Here is a 24,461-nt window from a genome sequence, read left to right as displayed (position 1 = left end):
AGGTCCCCCGCTCCAGGAGCGAGGGACCTTCGTAGTCAGTGCTCTCAGTGAGCGACGGGCTCCGTGGCGCGGGACTCCACGTCGGCCTCACCGGACGGGGCGATGCCCGTGGCGCGGCGCTTGGAGACCACCACGGCGCCGACCACGACCGCCACCGCGACGACCGTCGCGGTGACACGGACCGCGACGTTGTCGGCGTACGTGACGACGGCCGGGGCGATCAGCAGCGCGACCAGGTTCATCACCTTGATCAGCGGGTTGATGGCCGGGCCGGCGGTGTCCTTGAACGGGTCGCCGACGGTGTCACCGATGACGGTGGCGGCGTGCGCCTCCGAGCCCTTGCCGCCGTGGTGGCCGTCCTCGACCAGCTTCTTGGCGTTGTCCCAGGCGCCGCCGGAGTTGGCGAGGAACACCGCCATCAGCGTTCCGGCCGCGATGGCGCCGGCCAGGTAGGCGCCGAGCGGCGCGTACCCGAGCGCGAAGCCGACCGCGATCGGGGTCAGCACGGCGAGCAGGCCGGGGGTCGCGAGCTCGCGCAGCGAGTCGCGGGTGCAGATGTCCACCACGCGGCCGTAGTCCGGCAGCTCGGTGCCGTCCATGATCCCCGGCTTGGTGCGGAACTGCTCGCGCACCTCGTACACGACCCGGCCGGCGGCGCGGCCGACGGCGCTGATCGCGAGGGCGGAGAACAGGAACACCACGGCCGCGCCGACGATGAGGCCGACCAGGGCGTTCGGGGCGTCCACCGACAGGCTGAAGTTCGCGAACGACCCGAGCGCGTCCTTCACGCCCTGTGTCGCCTTGGCCAGCTCGCCTTCGACCGCCGTACGGAACGAGCCGAACAACGCGGTCGCCGCGAGCACGGCGGTCGCGATCGCGATGCCCTTGGTGATCGCCTTGGTGGTGTTGCCGACCGCGTCGAGCGAGGTGAGCACGCGCGCACCCTCGCCCTCGACGTCGCCCGACATCTCGGCGATGCCCTGGGCGTTGTCGGAGACCGGGCCGAAGGTGTCCATCGACACGATCACGCCGACCGTGGTCAGCAGGCCGGTGCCCGCGAGGGCCACGGCGAACAGCGCCACGGTCACGTTGCCGAAGCCGAGCAGGAACGCGCCGTAGACCGCGCCGCCGATCAGCAGCGCCGAGTAGACCGCGGACTCCAGACCGACCGAGATGCCGGACAGGATGACGGTGGCGGGGCCGGTGAGCGAGCTCTCGCCGATCTCCCGCACCGGGCGCCGGTTGGTCTCGGTGAAGTAGCCGGTGAGGATCTGGATGGCGCTGGCCAGCACCAGGCCCACGAGCACCGCGCCGATGGCGATCAGGCGCGGGTCGGCGGTGAGCGCGGCGACGTCCGCGGCCGCGCCGGACAGCTCGGCGAAGCTCGACGGGAGGTACGCGAACGCGGCGACGGCCACCAGCACGGCCGAGATGGCTGCGGAGATGAAGAAGCCGCGGTTGATGGCGGCCATGCCGGAACGGTCGCGGGAGCGCGGAGCCGTGGTGAAGATGCCGATGACCGCGGTGATCACACCGATCATCGGGACGATCAGCGGGAAGACCAGGCCCTCGGTGCCGAACGCGGCCTTGCCCAGGATCAGGCTCGCGACCAGGGTGACGGCGTACGACTCGAACAGGTCGGCGGCCATGCCGGCGCAGTCGCCGACGTTGTCACCGACGTTGTCGGCGATGGTGGCCGCGTTGCGCGGGTCGTCCTCGGGGATGCCCTGCTCGACCTTGCCGACCAGGTCGGCGCCGACGTCGGCGGCCTTGGTGAAGATGCCGCCGCCGACACGCATGAACATCGCGAGCAGCGCGGCCCCGAAGCCGAACCCCTCGAGGACGTTCGGCGCGTCGCCCTTGTAGACCAGCACCACGATCGCGGCGCCCAGGAGGCCGAGGCCGACCGTGAACATGCCGGCCACGCCACCCGTACGGAACGCGATGCGCATCGCGGTCTTCTCACCCGACTCGCGGGCGGCGGACGCCACGCGGACGTTTCCGCGTACGGCGAGCCACATTCCGATGAAACCGGTCAGCGCGGAGAACACCGCGCCGACGACGAAGAAGACGGACCGGCCGATGCGCTCGCCGGTCGAGCCCGCGGGGAGCAGAAGGAGCAGGAACGGAATGACGACGACGAATATGGCCAGCGTCCGGAACTGCCGCGCGAGATACGCGGCGGCGCCCTGCTGCACGGCACGCGCGATGTTCTGCATTCGCTCGGTGCCCTGCCCTGCGGCGAGCACCTCGCGGACGAGACCGCCCGCGACCGCCAACGCCAGCAACGCCACGACGGCGACGACTATGACAAGAGTGAGATGGGAACCGTTCAGAGCTACCGCTGCGCCTTCGCCAGCGGCGTGCAAGGCAAACATCCGTCCTCCTCGGCCAGACGGGGTTTCGGTCCTCCTGCCCGGACGACGCTGAACGAACCCACTGGCCGTGCGGCGCTTCCGGGCGGGTTGGCAAGTGCCGCTTCCGGTTGCATCCGCAATACCTTGGCCGGTGCCGGGAGTCTACGCAGCGACGCCACGGATATGAAGGCCCTCGCGCCTCGTAATCGAAACGGCGTCCAGTAATGCCCGAACATTTGCACCGCTATGAAGGGGCTTTGACCAGCGGAGTCAGGGGCGCGGCGGCGATGGACGCCCTGGTTACGGCACTCCCCTGCTCCTGGTTTCGGCCTGTCCGAAATAGGGCCGGACATAGCAAAAGATCGAGTGTCACGCCGGGGGCGACACTCGATCTGCTCGTAGGTTTCGCCTCGAAGCCTGCCGCGGCAGGTCTTCGAGGTGCGTGAAAGTCCTCTTGGATGCCCTGTGAGGCTTGGCGGCTTTCGCCGGTCAGGGGGCGGCGATGCCGGGGGACGACGCGGGCCAGCTCATGCGGATGCGCATGCCCTTCGGCCCGGGGAGCACCTCGACGTCGTCGGCAAGTCCCGCGATGACCGCGATGCCCAGATTGTCGATCTCGGGCATGAGGCTGCCGTTCGCCTCCAGCACCTGGGGCGTCACGTCCTCGCTGGGGGCGGCGTCCGTGACCGTCACCTCGAAGCGCCCCGCGTCATCGCGTAACTCGATGCGTACCGGCTCCCCCGGGCAGTGGAGGCGGTGCGCCTCCACAGCCCGCGAGCACGCCTCCCCGACGGCGAGCCGCACCTCGTCCAGGATCGCCTCGGCCACTCCCGTGCGGCGGGCGATGGCCGTGGCGACCAACCGGGCCGTACGCACGTGGGCGGGCAGAGCGCTGAACGTCAGCTCGACGGTGGCCATGTTGCTGAGTCCTCGGCCGTCACTTGTCCCGGCCGTGGGCTTCCTTGGCCTCCTCGACCGAGGCGTAGATCCCGAAGACCTTCGTCAAGCCGGTGATGCGGAAGATCTTCAGGATGCGCTCCTGCGTGCAGACGAGCTCCAGGGAACCGTCGTGCGCCCGCACCCGCTTGAGGCCGCCGACCAGCACGCCAAGACCGGTCGAGTCGAGGAAGTCCACCTTCTCCATGTTCACGAGCAGGTGGAAGTTGCCCTTGTTGACCAGGTCGATCAGCAGCTCACGCAGTCTGGGCGCGGTGTAGACGTCGATCTCACCCTCGACATCGACGATGGTGAGATTGTCCTCGGAATGGTGGTCCAACTTCAGATCCACAGATCCTCCAGCGCCTTACTTGCGTAGGTCTCGATACAGGTCATGCATCCTGGTAGTCCAGAGGCACGACCCGATGCGCGGCATTCAACCACGCTACGACTCCGTGTCTATACGAAATCACGACTCCGGGCGACTCTCCCCGCAGATGCCAAACTGGAAACCAGTGACTCCGACTTCTTCGTCCTCTGCCCGAACAGGCGACCTTCTCACCCGTCTGCTCGCGGTTCCCGCACGCCGGGGACGCGTCACTCATGTGGAGCATGTTCCAGCACGTCAGGCAGGTGAGGCGAGATGGCCGGAATGGGCTCCTGAGCTGCTGGTCTCGCGCCTTCGCCTGCAAGGTGTCTCTGGCCTGTGGGAACACCAGCTTATAGCCGCCGAGCTGGTTAAACGTGGCCAAAACGTGATCATTGCCACAGGAACCGCGTCCGGAAAATCGCTGGCCTACCTGGTGCCGGCCGTCGCGGACATCTTCGCCGGTGGCACCGTGCTTTATCTCACCCCGACCAAGGCACTCGCCGCCGACCAGCTCAGAGCCCTGCGCAAGCTGCGGCTGACGCAGGTGCGCGCGGCGACGTACGACGGCGACACGCCGCCAGAGGAACGCCGGTGGGTCCGTCAGAACGCCAACTACGTGCTGACCAACCCGGACATGCTGCACAGGTCGATTCTGCCCCGGCACTCGTCCTGGTCGTCGTTCTGGCGGCGGCTGCGGCTGGTGGTCGTGGACGAGTGCCACGGCTACCGGGGCGTCTTCGGCTCCCACGTCGCCCAGATCCTGCGCCGGCTGCGCCGGGTCGCCGCCCGATACGGTTCTTCTCCCGTGTTCCTGCTGGCGTCGGCCACCGCGAGCGACCCCGCCGCCGCGGGAATGCGCCTCACCGGGCTTGAGATGGCCGAGGTGACCACGGACGCCTCTCCCCGGGGTTCGACCACCTTCGCCCTGTGGGAGCCGCCTCTGACCGATTTACGCGGGGAAAGCGGCGCTCCCGTCCGCCGTACGGCCACGGCCGAGGCGGCCGATCTCCTGGCGGACCTCGTGATCGAGGACGTCCGCACGCTCGCGTTCGTCCGCTCCCGCCGCGCCGCCGAGGCCGTCGCCCTCACCGCCCGCCGCACTCTTGAGGAGGTCGAGGCCCTCCTCGACGCCGAGCCCCAGCCGTACGGGGAGTACGGAGAGGGCCTGCCGGAAGAGATGAGCGACGCGGGCCGGCCCTTCGGCAGCGTTTCGGGCGGCGCGGGCCAGGCCTTCGGCGACGGCGCGGGCGACGGCACGGCTCGGGGCGACGCCTCAGGCGCCGGCGGGGCACGCGACGCGAGCCGGCCCTTCGGCGAGATCGGCGGCGGGCGGGAGCGGCCCTCCTCCGTGGCCGCCGAGACCCCCCAGGGCACCAAGACCTCCGACACCGCCGAGACCTCCCATGAAACGGCTGAGACCGGCGCGGGCCGCGGGACCGACCATAGAGTGCGGCTGGCCGACCGGGTGGCGGCCTACCGGGCGGGCTACCTGGCCGACGATCGGCGCGTGCTCGAAAAGGCCCTGCGTTCGGGCGAGCTGACCGGCCTGGCCACCACCAACGCTCTCGAGCTCGGCGTCGACGTCTCGGGGCTCGACGCGGTCCTCATCGCCGGGTGGCCCGGCACCCGTGCCTCCTTGTGGCAGCAGGCGGGCCGGGCCGGGCGTGCGGGCCAGGACGCGCTGGCCGTACTGATCGCGCGTGACGATCCGCTCGACACCTACATCGTCCATCATCCGGAGGCGGTGTTCGGGCAGCCCGTGGAGGCCATCGTCCTCGATCCCGACAATCCGTACGTGCTGGCGCCTCACCTGTGCGCGGCCGCCGCGGAGATCCCGCTGACCGAGGACGACCTGAAGACCTTCGGCCCGGCGGCGCGGGGCGTGCTCGACGATCTCGTGGAGCAGGGGCTGCTGCGCAGGCGCCCCACGGGGTGGTTCTGGACGAGCCGGGACCACGCCGCCGATCTGGCGGATATCCGCGGCTCGGGCGGCGCTCCCGTACAGGTCGTGGAGGCGTCCACCGGCCGTCTGCTGGGCACGGTCGACGAGCCGTCGGCGCACACCATGGTCCATGCCGGGGCCGTCTACCTGCACCAGAGCGAGACGTTCGTGGTCGACGTGCTCGACCTGGAGGCGGGGGTCGCCCTGGTCACCGCCGCCGACCCGGACTACACGACCTTCGCGCGGGACGTCACCGACATCCGGGTGATGGAGTCGCTGCGGTCGCGGCCCTTCGGGCCCGGCACCCTGCACTTCGGCTCGGTGGAGGTCACCCGCCAGGTCGTCTCGTACCTCAAGCGGCGCACGCAGACCGGGGAGGTCCTCGGCGAGGAGCCACTCGACCTGCCGCCGCGTACGCTCTGCACACGCGCGGTCTGGTGGACCCTGCCCACGCCCGCGCTCGCCGACCTCGTCAAGCCTGGAGAAGCGGTCGATCTCGGCGGGGCGGCGCACGCGGCCGAGCACGCCTCGATCGGCCTGCTGCCGCTCTTCGCGACCTGCGACCGCTGGGACATCGGCGGCGTATCCACCGAGCTCCACCCCGACACCGGCCTGCTCACCGTCTTCGTCTACGACGGCCACGACGGTGGCGCGGGCTTCGCCGAGCGCGGGTACGCCCGGGCGTCCGACTGGCTGACGGCGACACGGGAGGCGATCGCCTCATGCGAGTGCGAGCGCGGCTGCCCGTCCTGCATCCAGTCCCCCAAGTGCGGCAACGGCAACGAGCCGCTCGACAAGGCCGGAGCGATCCGCCTCCTCGACATCCTCCTGGCCACCTGATTACGGCGCACAACACGGCAGACCACGGACGGGACCGAACAGACAGGCAGGCCCTCCGGGGAGCGGAGCGGCCTGCCCCCGCAGGCGGGCCCTCCCAGCACGGCCCCCCACGAGGCGATCAACGGCGGAGGCGGCCGACGCGCACCGGAGGCACATGTCCGAGGGATCCGCCTTCTGACCCCTGATCACGGCGCACGGAGACACGGCGGGCCGCCGCCCCTGGCAGGCGGATCGGCTCGCCTCATAGGCGGGCGGGCGGCGGAGGTGCCGGGACGATGCGGCCGTCAGAGATCGCGCCGACGGCCGGAGTAGAGGTGGTCGTCGTCCTCCGTCCAGATGTCCGGCTCGGGCTGGCGGAGAGGCCGTTCCAGCATCTGGCCGTTGATCGCCGCACCCGCGGGCACCACCGGCGCCGGTATCACCGGCGGCGGCTCCTGCCGGTCCGGCCGGTCGAGAGCGGGCGCCGGTTCCTGACCGAAGGTCGTGGTCTCCTGGTCCGTGCCCGTGCCCGTGTCCGTGCCCGCGTCAGGATCGGCATCCGCGCCGACACCTGAGCCAGGACCGGAGTGGGTGCCCGTCCCTGCGCCCGCGCCGACGCCTGTGCCAGGGCCGGGGTAGGTGCCCGTGCCGGGGTAGGTGCCCGTGCCGACGCCTGCGCCAGAGCCCGGCAAAGTGCCCGTCCCTGCGCCCGCGCCAGAGTTGGCGCCCGTGCCGACGCCTGAGCCAGAGCCCGGCAAAGTGCCCGTCCCTGCGCCCGCGCCAGGGTTGGCGCCCGTGCCGACGCCTGAGCCAGGGATGGTGTCCACACCGACGCTTGCGCCCGGGATGGTGTCCGCGCCCGCGTCAGGGTTGGTGTCCGTGCCGGCATCTGCGGCCGGGATGGTGTCGGTGTCCTCGGTCGTCGAGGAGACGGCGTCCAAGTGGGTCTCGGTGTCGGCCTCCGTCTCCGGGAGACTCTCGCGGGCCTTCGGCCTGGCCAGGATGACGGAGGGACGTCGCAGGGGCGCCTTCCCCCGGGCCTTCGCCGTGGCGCCGGCACTCAACGCGGCCGCGCCACTCGCCACCATGGCGGCCTCAGGTGAGGCGCCCGTCTGTCCTGTCAGCGGCCGCGGCTCCGGACCGCCGGATCGTCCCGCGCCCGCGCTGTCACTCGTCAGGCCCTTGCGCCGCAGCCAGGCGCCCAGGTTCGCGCCTGTGAGGAGCAGGACGACGGCGAGGGCGACGTACACGCCGAAGCTCAGCCCGCCGAGCGGCAGGAAAGACGACTGAGCCGTCATCTTCGGGTCGTCGGCCTTCTCCGGGACGACCACCGGCTCGGTCTGGTCACTGCCGCCGTTCGCCTCCGGCAGCGTGAGCTTCGGCAGCTTGGTGTCCTTGGGCAGTGCCGGTTCCGGGTTCGGCACGGCGGCGGACTGATGCGTCTTCGGAGTGTGGACGGCGGGTGGCCTGGCCGCCGACTGGACCGGCTTCTTCGACGGCTTCGGCGAGGGGCTCGGGGACGCCTTCGGAGCGGGAATGGTCACGTACGCGGCCGAGGAGCGCTGAGAGGCGACGGTGCCGCCTGTGCCGTCCGATCGGTACGCACGGACGGAGACGTCCACCTTCTGCCCGCCCAGGCCGGCCGGAAGCGCCATGCTCGTCTGACAGATCGAACCGGAGCAGGCGGAGTCGGCGGAAACGGAGCCGGACTTACCGGCCTTGACCGAGGCGATCTCGTACGACTGGAGATCCGGCTCGGCGCCCTTCGCCCAGCGGACCAGGACTGTCGAAGGATTCTTGAGCTGCGCCTCGACCCCGGCGGGAGCCTCCGGCGGGCGGCTGAGCACAAAGGTCGAGGTGGCGTAGGTCTTGTGCGTGACCTCGCCGAACAGACTGACCGTGAACGTGCCGTTGGGGGCGTTGCCAGGGTCGAAGGCTCCGCTGATCGTCTGGTTCGCGCCACCCGAAGCGATCTTCTGCCGGGATATGGACGGTCCCTCGACGTACAGGGCCATGCTGATCTGGTACCAGTCCGTCTTCGCGGACACGGCCACCGCGCCGGACGACTTGACGACCTCCCCGTCCGCGGGAGACAGGATCTCGGCGTCGGCCGCGTTCGCGGGTGCGGCACCGATCATCGGCGTGCACGTCAGAGCCGCCAGACCGATCAACGCCGTTGTGCCCAGCCTGCGAACCCTGGTCACGACGCATCCCTTCGTACAGAACCGTCCGCCCCGGCTGCATCGGCCGAACACGAACGGCGACTGAGAGTACGCGGCACTTTACGCCAGCCGTCCGCTCTTGGACCTTGTGTCTAAGAAGTCGTGATTCTATTGCGACAGAAGCAGCCCCAGATGCGGAAGATCCAGATGCGCTCTGTGCCAGGGCGCGCCTGACCGGCCGATAAGGCCTCATCACGGCTCAACGGGTGTCAGCGGCGGGACCGCGGCTTCGATGGCGGCCACCGCCGCGAGGCAGAGATCCTTTCGGAATCGGGGACCGATGATCTGCACCGCCTGTGGAAACCCGCCGCGTTCGGCGATCGGCACCGCCACCGCGTTCACCCGTGGGTTCACCGCCTCGATGCGTCGCAGATGGGCCTCGATCGCCTCGCGGCACGACACCTCCCCGCCCCTGACGAGCTCGGCCAGGTCGCTCGCCGCCATCTCCCAGAGCTCCGTCACCGTGCACTCCTTTCGCCCGCCATGGCTGCCGAACCTAGGGCGAATCTCCGGGAGAGAGCGGATCTCCGGGAGAGAGCGGATCTCCGGGAGAGAGCAGTCTTGTTCTTCGCCGCACGCTGATCCGCCCACCGGGCCGGTCTTCGCATGCCGGGGCACCGACTCATGCCGGGGCACCGACCGGACCGGCGGATGCGGAGGCGGTGGCCGTCGCGGAACCGAGGAGGGGGACCACGAACCGCATGGTCACCACGATCTCGGCGACACCACCCGACAGCGAGCACGACCGCAGCACCGCGCCGTTGGCGACCGTGATCGCTTCCGCTCGATGACACGCCTCGTCCGGCACGGCCAGCGCCACGCGAGCGGCCCCGAGCGCGCTGAGGTCGGCGGCGCTCTGCGCTCGGTGTCGCGCGACCCGAGCGACGCCCACCTGGACGACGACCATCGCCGCCGCCCAGACGAAGATCATGAGGGCGATCGTCCAGATGGTCGCCGAGCCGCGTTCCCGCCCGAAGCTCGCCGGACCCCTGCATGCCTGCGATCTGCTCATCCACATGCCCCGCTATCCGCGATCCTCCAGGTCGGCCCAATGCCAGATCGTCCGAGTCCGGGCCTCCGGGTCCGAGCCCCCCATGTCCGGGCCTCGTGTCCGGGCCTCGTGTCCAGGTCTTCATGCCAGGGCTCCATGTCCAGGTCTCCATGTCCGGGCCCCATGTCCGGGCCTCCGGGTCCGTGCCTCCGGGTCCGTGCCTCCGTGTCTGGGCCTCCGTGTCTGGGCCTCCGTGTCTGGGGCCACGTGGTCTTGTATTCGCGCCGAGTGCATGGTGAGCCGATCCTTGAGTCGGTTCCTGCGGACTCAGGGCCGCTCTCGGCTGCGTTCTTGTGGCTTCGCCGCCGCTTCGTCATCCGCGTTCGCCCCGTCAGCCGCGCATGCCTGGTCGGTCGCGCCTGGTCGGTCGCGCATGCCTGGTCGGTCGCGCCTGGTCTCGGAGCGGCCAGGTCTTCCCGGAAGCCCGGAGACCGGGTCACCCGCGCGGGCGCGGACAGCGGCGGAAGAACGCCGGGTTCGGTGCTCGAGACGGCGGCGGCCCGGAGGCGAGCCGGCGGGAGCGGCGTCCTGAAAGGCGGCCGGACGGTCGCCACGACCTCGACCCGGGTGGTGTCCGCCCCCACGCGAATCGTCACCGTGGCGCCCTCCGGAGCCAGTCGCAGGACTGCCTCGCGCACCTCTTCGGCCACCTCTCCGCGCGCCGCCGCCCGTGCGCCGGCCCGGGCCGCGTCGACACATCGCAGTTGCGCGCCCACGATCGCCACCACCCACAGTGCGGCGGTCAGCACCAGCACGAGGGCCGGAAGCGCGACAGCGGTCTCCGCCGTCACCGACCCTCTGGCTGCGCTACGAAGCCTCCGCGACCCAGGCCGAGTCGCCCAACGATCCCGCCGGAGCCTCCGCCAGAGCCGCACGTCCGCCACACGGCGTCGCGGCAGCCACGCACAGCAGCGCATCGCCGGAAGACTCAGGCGGCCAGCTTCAGCGCCTTCTGGATGAGCGCGGCGAGCATCGACCTCACCTCGGCACTGGTGACCACCTTCCAGAGCAGTGCGGCGAACCCGCAGGCGGCTATCGTGCCGACGGCGTACTCCGCCGTGGACATGCCCGCGTCGGCCCTCGTCCGGGCCTGCACCGCCCACTGAACGGACAGCTCCCGAGCACGGCGCGAGGCCGTGGCGACCGATCGCCGCAGCGCGGCGTACGACCTCCGCGAGACGCCGCCCATCGCTCGCACGGCGTTCCGGAGCCGGCCGAATCCCGCCCAACGGCCGAAGCCTGTGAACAGGGACGTACGTCCGGACCGGCCCAAGCTGGTGAGCACGGACATACGCGCCGAGACGACGCCCGTGAGCGCGGATATGCGCCCGGGGCAGCCGAAGCGGGTGAACGCGGACGTGCGGCTGAAGCGGGTGGACAGGAACGTGCGCCCAGAGCGGACGACGCGCCTGAGCGCGGGCGTGCGCCCGGGGCGACTGAACGCGGATGTGGGCCCGGAGCGGCCGAGCAGTGCCCTTCGTGCGGAGCGCACGAGCACCGCCCATCGTGCCGGCCGCGCCCTGTGACGGCCCACAGCGCCACTGTCTCGCCGCCGGAGGGTCGTGCCCGTCTGGCTCCTCCGGCCGGTCACCGCGTGCTTGCTCATCGGTCCTCCTGATCCCGCTCGGGGCGGCCACTCCGCCCGTGCTGGGGCCAGACTGCGGGATCGCGCATGGCCGAATTCGGACCGAGCACGGTTCTGTGGACAAGAACGCCGCAGCCGTAGTTGTCCACAACGACAGCACCCCCGCATGTGGAGAGACGACTAGCGAATGGTGAGCTCTTGGGTCATTTGCTCCGCTCGCTGTCCACAGGTGTGGATGAGGTTGTCCACAGGCTGTTCACGGCAGGAGCTCTGCCCCTTGTTCACAGGAGGAGGAACCGGCCTGTCGCTCACGGCAGGAGGATCTGGCCCGCCAGGCCCGCGACCATGGGGACGATCCCCAGGAAGACGAAGGCCGGCAGGAAGCAGAGCCCGAGCGGCGCGACGGCATGGACGCCCACCCTCCGCGCCGCGGCCGACGCCGTCGCCTGAGCCGTACGCCGGGCATCGTCGGCGAGCCGGGTGAGGACGTCGGCGACCGGCGCGCCGCTCTGGGCGGCCCTGATCATCGTTCTGGCCAGAGCCCCGAGCGCCGGCTCATCGGACAGCGCGGCCCACGCCTCCTCGGGAGGCGCGCCCAGGCGCATCTGAGCCCCCACCCACGAGAGGCGCTCGCCCACCGGGCCCGCGATCGCGACGGCGGTCGTCTCGACGGCCCCGCTCATCGGCTGTCCCGCCCGGAGACAGGCGACGATCAAATCGACGGCGAACGGAAGGTCGGCCCCCATGCGCTCTCTGCGGCGCCTGACCTCGGCCGGCTCCCGCCTGCGGACGGCGACGAACAGGCCGATGGCCGCCACCGTCCCCGCGCACGCCCCCATCAGGCCGCCGAGAAACAGGAACAGCGCGACCCCCACGGGCGCCGCGACGGCCATCCCCCGGCGTGCCGCGCTCTCGCTCATCGACCCGGGGCCTGGTGACCCCCTTACCGGCGTCTCCGACGCCGCCGTCGAAACGATGGAGTTCAGCCGCGCCGCCGGCGAACGGGCAACCGGCCACGTCAGCATGGCCAGCGTGGTCAGGAGCCCGGCCAGTACAGCGATCATGTCCCGCTCCCTCCTCAGCAGACAACCGTGCGGGGCCGTCGTTCACGGCAGCGTCAGCTCCTCCGCCCGGGTGACGAGCCTGTGGGTCCACCAGACGCCGGCGGCGTCGAGGGCGAGCCCCACGGCCAGGCAGACGAACCCCGCCGGGCCGCCGAACAGGAACGCCAGCGGATCCATGCCGAGCCCGGCGGCCATCAGCAGGCCGAGCACGGGCAGGCCCGCCAGCATCCGGGCGGTCGCCCGGGGGCCGGAAAGCTGGGCGGCGACCTCCTCCCGATGAGCCTGTGCTTCCCGAAGAGACGCGCACACCCGTTCCACCAGTGCGGTAAGGCCTCCGCCCACGGCCACGCTCACCCGCCAGCACGCGGCCAGCCGGGCCAGGCCCTCGCCGCCGCGGGCGGGAGCGGCGTTCAGCAGCGCCTGGGCGACATCCCCGCCGTCCCGGGCGGCGGCGACCACCGGGGCGAGCGCCGCCGGGTCGGGTGGGTCGACCGAGGAGACCGCCCGCGCGAGGGCGTCTCCCGGAGTCCTGCCCGCCGACAGCTCGGCTGCCAGGCTCTGGCACAGCTCGATGGACGCCGCGCGCCAGGCCGCCGCCGTCGCCCCCGGCCGTGGGCGGCGGGTGAGCGCGGTCCAGAACCCGCGCATATCCCTTGGCCGCCGTCTCCGTGTGAGCGACGTCAGCCGTGTCGTCCCGGCGTCCGGCCCGGTCCACTCCCAGGCGGCGAGGGCGGCGGCGAGCATCGCGACCAGTGCCGGGACCAGCCCGCCCGGCGGCGTCATGACGGCCACGAGGCCGGGCAGCGCGCTCCCACCGCCTCGAAGGACGGGCAGCGTGCGCGCAACGTCTCGAAAGACGGGCCCCGGCGTGCCCGGCCGTCCGGATCGAAGGTCAGGGCCGGAGCCGCGGTCACCAGGCCGGACGGGCCGCGTTCGAGCACGCAGATCTCGGCGACGCGGCGGCGGCCTCCCCCGGCCTCCCGCGCGAGGTGGATGACGAGATCGAGCGCGGCGGCGATCTGACTGTGCACCGCCTCCCGCGACAGCCCGGCCGCACAGGCCAGAGCCTCCAGCCTCGCGGGCACGTCGGCGGCGTTGTTCGCGTGCAGCGTGCCGCAGCCTCCCTCGTGGCCCGTGTTGAGGGCGGCAAGGAGATCGACAACCTCGGCTCCTCGCACCTCGCCCACGACGAGGCGATCGGGCCGCATCCGGAGGGCCTGCCGTACGAGATCGCGCAGCCCGACCCCGCCCGCGCCTTCCAGGTTCGGCGGTCGTGCCTCCAGCCGTACGACGTGCGGGTGCACGGGCTGCAGCTCGGCGGAGTCCTCGACCAGCAGCAGACGCTCCGCCGGGCCGGCGAGTGAGAGCATGGCGCTCAACATCGTTGTTTTTCCTGTGCCGGTGCCGCCCGTGACCAGGAATGCCAGCCGGGCCGCCATGATCGCGCGGAGCACGGCGGCTCCGCCCTCCGCGGCGAGTTCTTCCACCGTGAACGCCCGCCGTGACGGCAGCCGCAGGGACAGGCAGGTTCCCTCGGCCGCGATCGGCGGGAGCACCGCATGCAGGCGCACGCCGCCCGCGAGCCGGGCGTCCACATAAGGGCACGCGTCGTCGAGACGGCGTCCGGCAGCCGCGGCCAGGCGCTGGGCGAGCCTGCGGACCTCGTCGTCTCCCGGAAACGTCACGCTCGTCCTGCGCAGGCCGTCCCCGTCGTCCACCCACACCTCGCGCGGCCCGTTGACCAGGATGTCCGTGACACCCGGCTCGGCCAGCAGGGCTTCGAGCGGGCCCGCGCCGATGAGATGAGCGCGCAGCGTTCGGGCGACGGCGAGGACCTCGGCGTCGCCGAGCACGGCCCGCTCCGCGCGCAGGGCCGCCGCCACCTGGGCCGCGGTGGGGGCGGCACCGGTCTGCGAGAGCCGTACGCGCACCGCCTCAACGAGATCGGCGGCGACTCCGGGAACGGTCACGGGGTCTTCACGGGTCATGAGCCGCCCGCCCCGGTGAACGGCCGACCGCTCTGGTCGGTCCGATGGCTCCGGTCACTTCGGCGGACCCGGCCGGTCCGCTCGGCCCTGTCGGCCCTGTCGGCCCGGTCGGCCCGGTCGGCTGGGTCGGCCGGGTCGGGTGAGGAAGACCCGGCGAGGAGGGAGTCGAGCAGTTCGGCGCAGAAGCGGCCCAGCGGAGAGCGGCGCAGCGGCGGCGGATCTCCCCGATCGAGCGTCTCCACGAGCCCGCGCACCTCCGGGAGCACACCGACGCACGGGACGGACAGAGAGGCCGCGACGACCTCGGGATCGAGCGCCCCGGCGCGCATCACCAGGCGCAGGTCGCCGGTCCCCGGCCGGAGCAGCGTCACCGTCTGAGCCGCCGCGAGCGCTCCGCGCAGGTCCGCGGGAACGACGACGATCGTCGCGGCGGCCCGGGCGAGCGCCTCGGCCTCGCCTTCGCCGAGATTGCGGGGCAAATCGACCACGATCAGGTCGCAGCCGCGCTGCGCGGCGTCGAGCACGACACGCATCGCCTCCCGGGGTATGCGCACCGGCTCACCGCGATGCGCCGACAACACCGTGAGCTCCCCGAAGGTGGGCAGCGCCTCCTGAAGGGCGGCGAAGCTCACCCTGCCTTCCCTCCCGACGACGTCGGGCCAGCGGGCACCCTGGGCCTCCTCCTGACCGAGCAGCACGTCGACGCCGCCGCCGAGCGGGTCGGCGTCGACGAGGAGTGTGCGCAGCCCGCCGCGGGACGCCGTCAGCGCGAGGGAGGACGCGAGGACTGTGGCACCGGCTCCGCCCTTCCCTCCCACGACGCACAAGACCGTGCCGGCCCTGGTCACGGGCTCGGCGGCGTCGCCGAACTCCTCCACGAGAAGCCGTTCGGCCTCGGGCAGCTCCAGCACGGTGTGCGCCCCGACCGCGACGCATCTGCGCCACATGTCGGGGTCGTCGGCCGCCCGCGTCACGACCACCACGTTCTGCCGGGGTGGCGGACCCGTGGCGGCGAGATCGTCGGCCAGGTCGCCACCGACCACGACCAGCGGGGCCCTCATCCAGTGCGGGCGGGCCTGGGCGGCCGCGTGGGCGACGTCGAGTTCGACGCCCGCGGCGGCGGCGATGCGGAGCAGATCGTCGAGAAGTTCCTGATCGTCGGTTATGGCCAGTGGGCGTGGCATCGGCGTCTCCCTGTCGTCCGGGACGACTCGGCGGTTGGGAGGACCACGATGCGAGAGGCCGCGACCGGCCCGGGCGAGCGAACGCCGTTCTGTGGACGAAGCCCGGCCTGTGGACAGGACCGGGGCAGTTCGGGTCGTCCGCTATAGACCATGGACGGGGTCGAGAAAAAGGGCGACCCCCGCCGGGGGGGAGAGCGGGGGTCGCCTTGCGGTCCGGCTCTGGGGGGTAGAGCCGGTCCCGTATTACAAGAAAGCTTTAAACAAGTAACCAGGACATGGCAAGGGTTCGAACCCCCTCAAGCCACGTCATTCCGGATGGAGACACACCGTATGCTGCCTGATCACGAGAGGTACGTCGAGGTCCTCGCCGGTCTGAGTAAAAATTTTTCCCACAGTCAGCGCGTCAGGTCGACAGGTGCGGTCGCAACGCGTGTGGGGACCGGCCACAAGGAGTCACCGTTCACCCCTTCGTATGCGACAAACGGTATGAATGTGGACAGAAATACAGGAATGACCAAGGTGACGCGTAAAGCTCTTGGACCTAGGGGTTTCCATCCCGGGGAAACGGACGTAAAAAGGGATTACGGACCTGCGGGTTCGTGTACGACATCGGGTACCCACGCGCGACCAGCCGCGGGAGGCGTGTCGAGACGGGCTTGACCCGCTCCGACAGATCAGGTGCACGCTTGGTAGCCCGGTGACACGTACCGGCGACGGCGTTCCACACCAGGGACGCCGTCCGCTTTGTCCGCACCGCGTGCGCATCACGACCCCCGTACGCCAGGGCGAGGCCCCGACGCAGCACCGGTCCAGCAGCCGCCCCCCGCACCGCCGCGACCACGAACCAGGCACTGCCTCAGCACCGCTGCGAACGCCTACCGTGCCCCAAGCGGCCTCGCGACACCAGCGGTGAACCGCCGCCTCCAGCAGCCGCCCACTGCACCGCCACAACCGCGAACCCGGCACCGCGCCATCACCGCCGCGAACACCCACCGCGCCGTGTCGGCCACGCGGCCCGCCATGTGCCCGCCGTACGCGGCGGCCGTACGGGACAGGGGCGGATCAGCGGGACATGGCCTCGCAGATCGCCGTCGTCTCGCGGACGCCGTGGACGACCGCCGAGGCGCAGTGCCTCACCCAGGTGCCGACGCCCTCCCCCGTGCCCTTGAGATAGGCCCTGAGGCCCTCGGCGTACGCGTCGCCGAGGTCGGCGTGGCCCACCTCCACCACGGCGAGCGACTTGGGATCGAGGCCGAGTTCCACCAGCGTGAGCCGCTCGGCGGCGCGGGCGACCAGGCCGTCGGCCACGCCGAACGGGCGCAGCACCACCAGCTCCGCGTGCACGATCGCGGCGAGCACGAGAGCGGGCGCGGTGGAATTCGTGACCAGCCCGGCGAGTGCCGACATGCGGGCCGCGGTCTCCTCCGGCCCGGGCGCCGGGCCGAGCCCGAGCGGATCTGCGGTCGTGGGCGCGGTCCTGGGCCTGCCGGGGTCGGCGGTCAGCCCCGCCGCCGCCAGCGCGTGCAGCCGGGCGAGGACCTGCCGCGGCGCCGAACGCCACGTGGGGGCCAGCCGGCCGAGCTCGGCCGAGGCACGCAGCGCACCCTGTACGACGGGATCGGTCACCTCGCCCATGCGCAGCGGCTCCAGCGGCACGTCGACGCCCTCGATCGCGGCGGAGGCGCGCGCGCCACGCAGCGCCGACTCGGCCGACACCTCGGGTCCGCGCCGGCGCAGCACCCGGTGCCGGTAGAGCCGGTCGACGGCCTCTCGTGCCTCCTGTACGGCCTCGGGCACGCCGGGCAGCCCGGCGATCACGGCCAGGGGATCGCTCACAGCCTCCGACCATACCCGCCGGTAGGGGGTCGTTCGCCGAAGAGGTGCGGCCGTTCAGCGCACGAAGGCGACGCCGGTCTCGGCCAGTTTGTCGCCTATCGATAAGTTGGCAGGTTATAGGCGGTAACCAGACAAAACGCCCCCACCCCGATTACTTGTACTTCACACCGCTCGCCTGGTGAAGTGGGACACGACATACCCCAGCTTGGCCGAGGCGGCCGAACGAGAGACAACCTTTTAGAAGCTACGAAGGAGTACGGAGTGGCCACCGAGACCCCCGGTCAGGAAACCCAGGAGACGCTGTCGAACCTGCTGAGCGAGACGCGCCGGTTCGAGCCCCCGGCGGACCTGGCGTCGGCCGCGAACGTCAAAGCGGACGCCTACGAGGAGGCCGCACAGGACCGGCTCGCCTTCTGGGAGCGCGCCGCGGAGCGGCTGACGTGGGCGGAGCGCTGGGACACCACCCTTGAGTGGAAGCCGCCCTTCGCCAAGTGGTTCATCGGCGGCAAGCTGAACGTCGCCTACAACTGCGTCGACCGGCACGTCGAGGCCGGCCGTGGCGACAAGGTCGCCTACTACTGGGAGGGCGAGCCCGAGGGCGACAGCCGCACGATCACCTACGCCGACCTGCAGAAGGAGGTCGCGAAGGCCGCCAATGCCCTGCAGGAGCTGGGGGTGGGCAAGGGCGACAGGGTCGCGGTCTACATGCCGATGATCCCCGAGCTGCCGATCACCCTGCTGGCCTGCGCCAGGATCGGGGCGATCCACTCGGTGGTCTTCGGCGGCTTCTCCTCCTCCGCTCTCAAGAGCCGCATCCACGACGCGGACGCGAAGGTCGTCGTCACGGCCGACGGCGGCTTCCGCCGCGGCGCGCCCAGCGCGCTCAAGCCGACGGTCGACGAGGCGGTCGCCGAGTGCCCCGGCGTCGAGCACGTCCTCGTCGTACGCAGGACCGGTCAGGACGTCGCGGTCACCGAGCGGGACATCTGGTGGCACGACCTCGTGGACCGTCAGCCCGCCGAGCACGAGCCGGTGCCGCACGACGCCGAAGACCCGCTGTACATCCTCTACACCAGCGGCACCACCGGGAAGCCGAAGGGCATCCTGCACACCACCGGCGGCTACCTCACCCAGGTCGCCTGGACCCACCACGCGGTCTTCGACCTCAAGCCCGACAGCGACATCTACTGGTGCACCGCCGACATCGGCTGGGTGACCGGGCACTCGTACATCGTGTACGGCCCGCTCGCCAACGGCGCGACCAGCGTGATCTACGAGGGCACCCCGGACACCCCGCACCGCGGCCGTTTCTGGGAGATCGTGCAGAAGTACAAGGTCACGATCCTCTACACCGCCCCCACCGCGATCCGTACGTTCATGAAGTGGGGCGACGACATCCCCGCGAAGTACGACATGTCGTCCCTGCGGGTGCTCGGGTCGGTCGGCGAGCCCATCAACCCCGAGGCGTACGTCTGGTATCGCGAGCACATCGGCGCCAACCGCTGCCCCGTCGTGGACACGTGGTGGCAGACGGAGACCGGCGGCATCATGATCAGCCCGCTCCCGGGCGTCACGGCCGCCAAGCCCGGCGCCGCCATGCAGCCGCTGCCCGGCATCGCGGCCGACGTGGTCGACGACCAGGGCAACTCGGTGCCGAACGGCGGTGGCGGTTTCCTCGTGGTCCGCGAGCCGTGGCCGTCCATGCTCCGGACCATCTGGGGCGACGACAAGCGCTACATCGACACCTACTGGTCGCGGTTCGACGGGATGTACTTCCCCGGCGACGGCGCCAAGCGCGACGAGGACGGCGACCTGTGGCTGCTCGGCCGCGTGGACGACGTCATGCTCGTCTCGGGACACAACATCTCCACGACCGAGGTCGAGAGCGCGCTCGTCAGCCACCCGAAGGTGGCCGAGGCGGCCGTCGTGGGCGCCACCGACCCGGTGACCACCCAGGCCATCGTGGCCTTCGTGATCCTGCGCGGCACCGCGGAGGAGAGCGACGACATCGCGGCCGAGCTGCGCGCCCACGTGTCCAAGACGCTCGGCCCGATCGCCAAGCCGCGGCAGATCCTGGTCGTGCCCGAGCTGCCGAAGACCCGCTCCGGCAAGATCATGCGCCGCCTGCTGCGCGACGTGGCGGAGAACCGTTCGCTCGGCGACGTCACCACGCTGACCGACGACTCCGTCATGAACCTGATCGCGCAGAAGCTGCCCACCGCCAAGAGCGAGGACTGATCGCGAGCCGCCTGACCGCGTGAAGGAAGGCGTGGACGCACGACGTCCACGCCTTCCGCATCTCCGCACCGGCCACCGGCCACGGCGCGGCAGGGCACGGCGCGGAGCGGATAGGGCGAGGCGCTGTGAGGCCCGGCGGGGCACGGTGCCAGGCAGGGTGCGGTGCGAGGCGGGGGAGGCGCTGTAAAGCCCGGCGCCGCGCGGTGAGGCGGACACGGTGCCAGGCAGAGCGCGGTGCAAGGCAGAGCGCGGTGCAAGGCAGAGCGCGGTGCAAGGCAGAGCGCGGTGCAAGGCAGGGCACGGTGCGCACGAATCGTTCGAGCCGTCATATTCCGGCCGTGCGCGGGCAGGTCTCCGCGTGCCGCGTCCTTCGAACCGGGTTATCCCCAGGCAGGGGGCTTGACGTACACGTGCGCGGACGGGCACGAGATGATGTTTGATAGTCGCAGATAGGAGATCGCTCATGCCCGAGGACGAATCGCTCGGTGCGCTGGTCGCCCAGGCGAGCCATCACATCTCGACCCTCGTACGGTCGGAGATCGAGCTGGCGAAGGCCGAGCTCAAATTCGACGCGAAGCGGGTCGGCGTGGCCGCCGGGCTGTTCGGCGCCGCGGCCTTCATGGGGCACCTGTGCCTCATCCTGGCCTCGTTCGCGATCGCGTACGCCCTCGTGGCCGTGGGTCTGGCCACCTGGCTGGCGTTCACGATCGTCACGGTGTTCTACCTCGTGGTGGCCGGGCTGCTGGTCCTCGTCGGCTATCGACGGCTCAAGGGGCTGACCGGCATGAAGCGCACGAGACGGAGCCTGCGTGGCCTGGCCGGCCCGGAGGAGGCGGAGGACGGGCTGCCGGAGAGGGTTCCGGCTCCCGCGGCAAGGCCCGCGGCCCCGGCGCCCCCGCCGTACACGGGCCCGACCGCCGGGCAGGTGGGCGCCCACCGGGAGTCCGTGAGCGATGCCGGTTGACGAGACGCTGATCGAGGTCGAGGGCCCCTGGACACACCGTGCGGTGCACGCGGGCGGTGTGCGGTTCCACGTGGCCGAGGCCGGTGAAGGGCCGCTGGTCCTGCTGCTGCACGGGTTCCCCCAGTTCTGGTGGACCTGGCGGCACCAGCTTCCGGCGCTGGCGGAGGCCGGCTACCGCGCCGTCGCCGTCGACCTGCGCGGTTACGGCACCAGCGACAAGCCGCCGCGCGGCTACGACCTGCCCACGTTGGCCGTCGACGCGGCGGGCCTGGTGCGCGCGCTCGGCGAGACGAGCGCGATCGTGGTGGGCCATGACTGGGGCGGGCTGCTGGGCTGGACGATGAGCGTCCTCGACCCGAAGGTGGTGCGGCGGCTGGTGCCCGTCTCGGCGCCGCATCCGCTGCGCATGCGCTCCGCGCTGTTCACCGACCCGCTCGGGCAGCTCAAGGCCAGCCGCTACGCCCTGGGGTTCCAGCTCCCCTTCCTGCCGGAGCGGAAGCTGACCCGCAAGGGCGGCGCCGCGGTGGGCAAGCTCGTCGAGAGGTGGGCCGGACCGCAGTGGCCCGGCGACGGCGTCACACGGGCATACCGGGAGGCGATGCGGCTACCGGCGGTGGCGCACTGCGCGCTGGAGTACTACCGCTGGTTCGCCCGGTCGCAGCTCCGCGCCGACGGCTTCCGCTACGCCCGGCAGATGCGCGCGGAGATCGAGGCGCCGACGCTGCAGTTGCACGGCGCGCTCGACCCGTGCATCCTGCCGCGGACCGCCCAGGGTTCCAGCAGGTTCGTGGCCGCGCCGTACCGGTGGCGGCTGATCGAGGGCGCCGGGCATTTCCCGCACGAAGAGCGCCCGGAGCAGTTCAACACCGAGCTCATCTCCTGGCTCTCCGACCCCGAGCCCGACCGCTGAGCCCTGCCGCTCAGCCCCGCCGCTCAGCCCCGCCGCTCAGCCCCGCCGCTCAGCCCCGCCGCTCAGCCCTGCCGCGGAACCGGGCTACGACCGCCGAGCGGCCCGACCGCGCCCCGATCACGGACCCACCGCCGAGCCCCGCCTGGGGTCCCACCCCTGAAGCCCGGCCGCTACCGCCAGCCCATCCAAGGCACACCCCCGAACCCGGTCAGACCCACGCCCGCCGCTGAGCCCCCGCTTTGCGGCCTCGCCGTCGAATCGGGCCTCTGACGTGCCGTTCGGCGTCAGGAATGGTCCGCCGGCGCCGGTCCCGCACGCCGTCCCTCCACAGCGTGACCGCTCCCAGGCGGCCGCCCCGGCTGCCGGATCGGTACCCGTGATCTTGTAGAAGATAGTAGAAATGTGCCCTGAAGTGGCTCAACTTCCTGGTTGATCTCCGGGCTATCCGGGAGTCGCCGGGGGCTTCGGCCGCTTGGAACCGCCCACGCGCCCTGCGGAGAGACCATGCGTGACCGTGACGAAGCGGGTCGCCCCCGCAATGCACGCCCTCGCGACGAGTACGGCAGGCCGCTTCCCAGAGGCACAGAGGGAGTGCCCCGGGTGCCGGACGACTACGCCCCCGCCGCCGAGGAGGCGCTGGAGGAGGCCAGGAAGCTGCTCGCGGCGGGCCGGCCGTTCCACGCCCACGAGGTGCTGGAGGCCCGCTGGAAGACCGGCCCCGACGAGGAACGCGAGTTGTGGCAGGGTCTCGCGCAGATATGCGTCGGTCTGACGCACATCCAGCGTGGCAACCTCTCCGGCGCCGCCGCACTGCTGACCCGCGGGTCCGCCCGGCTCGGCGCGTACGGCTCCACGCGGCCCTACCGGCTGGACCTGCGGGCCCTGGCCGTGGAGGCCGACGCGGTCACGACCGCCATCGATGAGGGAAACGCCGACGCCGGCTCCGCCATCACCGCCATCCTGACCCGGCTCACCCCCGCGTAGGGACGCTCCCTAGTCGCAGTCCTGGGTGCCCACGCGGACGACGGCGGCGCTGCCGTCCTTGGCGTCGGGCATGACCTCCTCCGCCGTGAGGGCGTAACCCGTCTCGGGCTGGTCGGTCGCGGCAGCGAAGATCACGCCGAACACGCGGCCGTCCGGGCTCAGCAGCGGCCCGCCCGAGTTGCCCGGCTGGACCTTGCCCCGGATGGCATAGACCTCGCGCTCGACCTTGCGCTGGTTGTAGATGTCGTACGACTCGGCGCGCTGCTTGATCCTGATGCGCGCGGCGAGCGGTGTGAAGGGGTGTCCCTTCGGATACCCCGCGATGATCGCGCTGTCGCCCTTGTCGGCTTCCATGTCGAAGCGCAGCGCGTTGATCGGGAGGCCGGGGACGAACAGCACGGCGATGTCGCGCTCGGGGTTGTACAGGACGACCCGGGCGTCGTACTGGTTGCCGTCGTAGTCGGTGACCTTCAGGCCCTCGGTGACTCCGGCGACGACGTGCGCGTTGGTCATGATCCGCTGGCGCGCGTAGACGAACCCGGTGCCCTCGATGCGCTTGCGGCAGCTCGGGGCGGTGCCCTGCACCTTGACGATCGCCCTGCGGGCCCGCACGAGTGCGGGGCTGCTGTTGATCAGGGTCTGGTCGGGCGGGGGCACGTTCTGGCCGCCGATGGAGGTGATGACCTGCGGCCACTCCGAGGTGTTGACGAAGTCCCTGAACTGCTTCTGCAGTGCCCCCACGCCGTCGGGGATGGCCTCGTCGACCGTCTGCCACACGACCGATCCGTTGATCTGGTCCTTGATCAGCGGCTGGCCGATGCTCATCGAGACCATCAGGGAGCCGATCAGCCAGGCGATGACCAGAACCGAAAGACCGCTGGCGACCGAGCCGCCGAAGGCGTCGACCGCCTTGGCCGGCTCCCAGGTGACGTGGCTGCGGGCCACCGCGCCGATGGTCGAGGACGCGAACTGCCCGATCGTCGCGGCCAGGAAGACGATGACGATGGCTAACAGGGCCCTCTCGATGTCACCGCTGACGATCGCTCCGGCCAGGGGCGGTGCGATGAACAGGCCCAGGATGGCGCCGCCGACGAATCCGATGAAGCTGAAGGCCCCGATGATGAAGCCCTGCCGGTAACCGGATACCGCGAAGGCCACCACCAGGCCGATCAGGATGAGATCGAGAAGATCGCCGCGCACAGTTTCCACGGTATAGGCACGCCAGTCGTCGTGTGCGGGCCTCTGCCGGGTCTCGTCGCCATACGCGGCGTACGAACACCCCGCTTACGTGGGCACATGTCCCCGCATATGCCGCGTACGGGCGCCCCGCGGGCTCAGCCCCGCGGGCTCAGCCTCGCGCGGCCAGGTCGACGACCTCGGGGGGAAGATCCTCGATCCGTGAGCGGTCCCAGGGACGCTCGAAGCCGGCCGCGGTCAGCACGCCGTCCAGCACGCCGGCGGTGAACCCCCACACGAGCAGGCCGCGTACGCGGAACGCCACGGACGGGCCGACGCCGCGCGGGTGGCGCAGCCGCAGCCGGTTGGCGGGGTCCACCAGCTCCGCGACCGGGACGCGCTCGACGATCTCGACCTCGTCGGGGGACGCGGCGTGCACGGCGCAGGGCGTGTGCCACCAGGCGAGCACGGGCGTCACCCGGTTGTCGCTGCGCCAGACGTAGAGCTCGGGCATGGTGCCGACGACCTCGACGCCCGAGGGGTCGAGCCCGGTCTCCTCCTGGGCCTCGCGCAGGGCCGCGCCGATCGGGCCGTCGTCATCGGGATCGACGCCGCCGCCGGGGAACGCGGGCTGGCCGGCGTGCGTGCGGCCCTTCGAACTGCGCTGGATGAGAAGGATGTCGGGCCCCTCGGGCCCCTCGCCGAACAGCAGCAGCACCGCGGCCGAACGGCCGGCGCCGTTCGCGGGAGGCCGCAACGCGGTGGGGACAGGGCTGTGCGCGGCCTTCGCGGCCAGCTCCGTCAGCCAAGGGGGAGCCACGACCACCTCCACATC

General features: G+C 71.4%; 20 protein-coding genes. 5 read left to right on the top strand and 15 right to left on the bottom strand.

Annotated features, from left to right (window positions below; genetic code table 11):
• Positions 1–44 precede the first annotated feature (44 nt).
• The 3 genes from HCK04_RS14670 to HCK04_RS14660 all read right to left on the bottom strand — a co-directional run bounded on the left by HCK04_RS14670 (position 45) and on the right by HCK04_RS14660 (position 3,645).
• Positions 45–2,378, bottom strand: coding sequence for a sodium-translocating pyrophosphatase (locus tag HCK04_RS14670; RefSeq protein ID WP_142647897.1), 2,334 nt, complete (start codon positions 2,376–2,378; stop codon positions 45–47).
• A 468-nt stretch (positions 2,379–2,846) separates the two neighbouring features.
• Positions 2,847–3,275 (bottom strand): ATP-binding protein, encoded by a 429-nt coding sequence (locus HCK04_RS14665; protein ID WP_142647896.1) that lies wholly within the window; start codon positions 3,273–3,275, stop codon positions 2,847–2,849.
• Positions 3,276–3,294: 19 nt separating this feature from the next.
• Entirely contained in the window at positions 3,295–3,645 is a 351-nt protein-coding gene (locus tag HCK04_RS14660) for an STAS domain-containing protein (protein WP_030506779.1), read from the bottom strand.
• Positions 3,646–4,048: 403 nt separating this feature from the next.
• Here HCK04_RS14660 and HCK04_RS42385 point away from each other — a divergent pair, with 403 nt between their 5' ends.
• Positions 4,049–6,445 (top strand): DEAD/DEAH box helicase, encoded by a 2,397-nt coding sequence (locus tag HCK04_RS42385; protein ID WP_260617262.1) that lies wholly within the window; start codon positions 4,049–4,051, stop codon positions 6,443–6,445.
• Between the two features lie 284 nt (positions 6,446–6,729).
• Here the strand turns inward: HCK04_RS42385 and HCK04_RS14650 are convergent, their stop codons facing one another.
• The 10 genes from HCK04_RS14650 to HCK04_RS14605 form a co-directional block, all read right to left on the bottom strand.
• Positions 6,730–8,628: a hypothetical protein gene (locus HCK04_RS14650; RefSeq protein ID WP_142647894.1), complete on the bottom strand. Its 1,899-nt coding sequence runs from the start codon at positions 8,626–8,628 to the stop codon at positions 6,730–6,732.
• Between the two features lie 210 nt (positions 8,629–8,838).
• Positions 8,839–9,090, bottom strand: a complete 252-nt coding sequence (locus HCK04_RS14645) for a hypothetical protein (protein ID WP_142647893.1) — start codon at positions 9,088–9,090, stop codon at positions 8,839–8,841.
• A 178-nt stretch (positions 9,091–9,268) separates the two neighbouring features.
• The gene (locus HCK04_RS14640; RefSeq protein WP_168065946.1) at positions 9,269–9,658 is read right to left on the bottom strand and encodes an Rv3654c family TadE-like protein; all 390 of its coding nucleotides are present in this window, start codon (positions 9,656–9,658) and stop codon (positions 9,269–9,271) included.
• Positions 9,655–10,614, bottom strand: a complete 960-nt coding sequence (locus tag HCK04_RS44195; RefSeq protein ID WP_142647891.1) for a TadE family type IV pilus minor pilin — start codon at positions 10,612–10,614, stop codon at positions 9,655–9,657. Before HCK04_RS44195 ends, HCK04_RS14640 begins: the two co-directional genes overlap by 4 nt.
• 11 nt (positions 10,615–10,625) lie before the next feature.
• The gene (locus HCK04_RS14630; protein ID WP_142647890.1) at positions 10,626–10,886 is read right to left on the bottom strand and encodes a DUF4244 domain-containing protein; all 261 of its coding nucleotides are present in this window, start codon (positions 10,884–10,886) and stop codon (positions 10,626–10,628) included.
• 704 nt (positions 10,887–11,590) lie between these two features.
• Entirely contained in the window at positions 11,591–12,346 is a 756-nt protein-coding gene (locus HCK04_RS14625) for a type II secretion system F family protein (RefSeq protein ID WP_240971433.1), read from the bottom strand.
• 42 nt (positions 12,347–12,388) lie between these two features.
• Positions 12,389–13,129: a type II secretion system F family protein gene (locus tag HCK04_RS14620; protein WP_142647889.1), complete on the bottom strand. Its 741-nt coding sequence runs from the start codon at positions 13,127–13,129 to the stop codon at positions 12,389–12,391.
• Complete coding sequence (locus tag HCK04_RS14615) at positions 13,126–14,316, bottom strand: TadA family conjugal transfer-associated ATPase (protein WP_346776135.1); 1,191 nt, start codon at positions 14,314–14,316, stop codon at positions 13,126–13,128. Before HCK04_RS14615 ends, HCK04_RS14620 begins: the two co-directional genes overlap by 4 nt.
• Positions 14,317–14,330: 14 nt before the next feature.
• Positions 14,331–15,518: a septum site-determining protein Ssd gene (ssd, locus tag HCK04_RS14610; protein ID WP_142647887.1), complete on the bottom strand. Its 1,188-nt coding sequence runs from the start codon at positions 15,516–15,518 to the stop codon at positions 14,331–14,333.
• A gap of 1,062 nt (positions 15,519–16,580) precedes the next feature.
• Positions 16,581–17,354, bottom strand: coding sequence for a Fic family protein (locus HCK04_RS14605; RefSeq protein ID WP_142647886.1), 774 nt, complete (start codon positions 17,352–17,354; stop codon positions 16,581–16,583).
• Positions 17,355–17,615: 261 nt separating this feature from the next.
• Between HCK04_RS14605 and acs the strand changes: the two genes are divergently transcribed.
• The 4 genes from acs (at position 17,616) to HCK04_RS14585 (ending at position 22,450) form a co-directional block, all read left to right on the top strand.
• Positions 17,616–19,592, top strand: a complete 1,977-nt coding sequence (gene acs / locus HCK04_RS14600; RefSeq protein WP_142647885.1) for an acetate--CoA ligase — start codon at positions 17,616–17,618, stop codon at positions 19,590–19,592.
• A gap of 463 nt (positions 19,593–20,055) precedes the next feature.
• On the top strand, positions 20,056–20,556 hold the full coding sequence (locus HCK04_RS14595; RefSeq protein WP_142647884.1) for a phage holin family protein: 501 nt from the start codon (positions 20,056–20,058) through the stop codon (positions 20,554–20,556).
• Complete coding sequence (locus HCK04_RS14590; protein WP_142647883.1) at positions 20,546–21,466, top strand: alpha/beta hydrolase; 921 nt, start codon at positions 20,546–20,548, stop codon at positions 21,464–21,466. Before HCK04_RS14595 ends, HCK04_RS14590 begins: the two co-directional genes overlap by 11 nt.
• A 600-nt stretch (positions 21,467–22,066) precedes the next feature.
• On the top strand, positions 22,067–22,450 hold the full coding sequence (locus tag HCK04_RS14585) for a DUF309 domain-containing protein (RefSeq protein WP_260617261.1): 384 nt from the start codon (positions 22,067–22,069) through the stop codon (positions 22,448–22,450).
• 9 nt (positions 22,451–22,459) lie between these two features.
• On the opposite strand, the gene HCK04_RS14580 is transcribed toward HCK04_RS14585, so the two are convergent.
• Together HCK04_RS14580 and HCK04_RS14575 are read right to left on the bottom strand one after the other, a co-directional pair.
• Positions 22,460–23,650 (bottom strand): MarP family serine protease, encoded by a 1,191-nt coding sequence (locus HCK04_RS14580; protein WP_142647881.1) that lies wholly within the window; start codon positions 23,648–23,650, stop codon positions 22,460–22,462.
• Between the two features lie 148 nt (positions 23,651–23,798).
• Positions 23,799–24,446: a CoA pyrophosphatase gene (locus HCK04_RS14575; RefSeq protein ID WP_260617260.1), complete on the bottom strand. Its 648-nt coding sequence runs from the start codon at positions 24,444–24,446 to the stop codon at positions 23,799–23,801.
• Between the last annotated feature and the right edge of the window lie 15 nt (positions 24,447–24,461).

Origin of the sequence: Microbispora sp. CL1-1 (assembly GCF_012034195.1) — a bacterium.
In the GTDB taxonomy this organism is placed as follows: Bacteria; Actinomycetota; Actinomycetes; order Streptosporangiales; family Streptosporangiaceae; genus Microbispora.
This window is presented reverse-complemented; position numbering and strand designations above follow the sequence as displayed.

Bases quoted from the DNA above. Each gene is read 5' to 3' on its own strand.
- HCK04_RS14670 (WP_142647897.1), bottom strand. From the start codon at position 2,378: ATGTTTGCCTTGCACGCCGCTGGCGAAGGCGCAGCGGTAGCTCTGAAC.
- HCK04_RS14665 (WP_142647896.1), bottom strand. From the start codon at position 3,275: ATGGCCACCGTCGAGCTGACGTTCAGCGCTCTGCCCGCCCACGTGCGT.
- HCK04_RS14645 (WP_142647893.1), bottom strand. From the start codon at position 9,090: ATGGCGGCGAGCGACCTGGCCGAGCTCGTCAGGGGCGGGGAGGTGTCG.
- HCK04_RS14640 (WP_168065946.1), bottom strand. From the start codon at position 9,658: ATGAGCAGATCGCAGGCATGCAGGGGTCCGGCGAGCTTCGGGCGGGAA.
- HCK04_RS44195 (WP_142647891.1), bottom strand. From the start codon at position 10,614: ATGCGCTGCTGTGCGTGGCTGCCGCGACGCCGTGTGGCGGACGTGCGG.
- HCK04_RS14630 (WP_142647890.1), bottom strand. From the start codon at position 10,886: ATGGGCGGCGTCTCGCGGAGGTCGTACGCCGCGCTGCGGCGATCGGTC.
- HCK04_RS14625 (WP_240971433.1), bottom strand. From the start codon at position 12,346: ATGATCGCTGTACTGGCCGGGCTCCTGACCACGCTGGCCATGCTGACG.
- HCK04_RS14620 (WP_142647889.1), bottom strand. From the start codon at position 13,129: ATGACGCCGCCGGGCGGGCTGGTCCCGGCACTGGTCGCGATGCTCGCC.
- ssd (WP_142647887.1), bottom strand. From the start codon at position 15,518: ATGCCACGCCCACTGGCCATAACCGACGATCAGGAACTTCTCGACGAT.
- HCK04_RS14595 (WP_142647884.1), top strand. From the start codon at position 20,056: ATGCCCGAGGACGAATCGCTCGGTGCGCTGGTCGCCCAGGCGAGCCAT.
- HCK04_RS14590 (WP_142647883.1), top strand. From the start codon at position 20,546: ATGCCGGTTGACGAGACGCTGATCGAGGTCGAGGGCCCCTGGACACAC.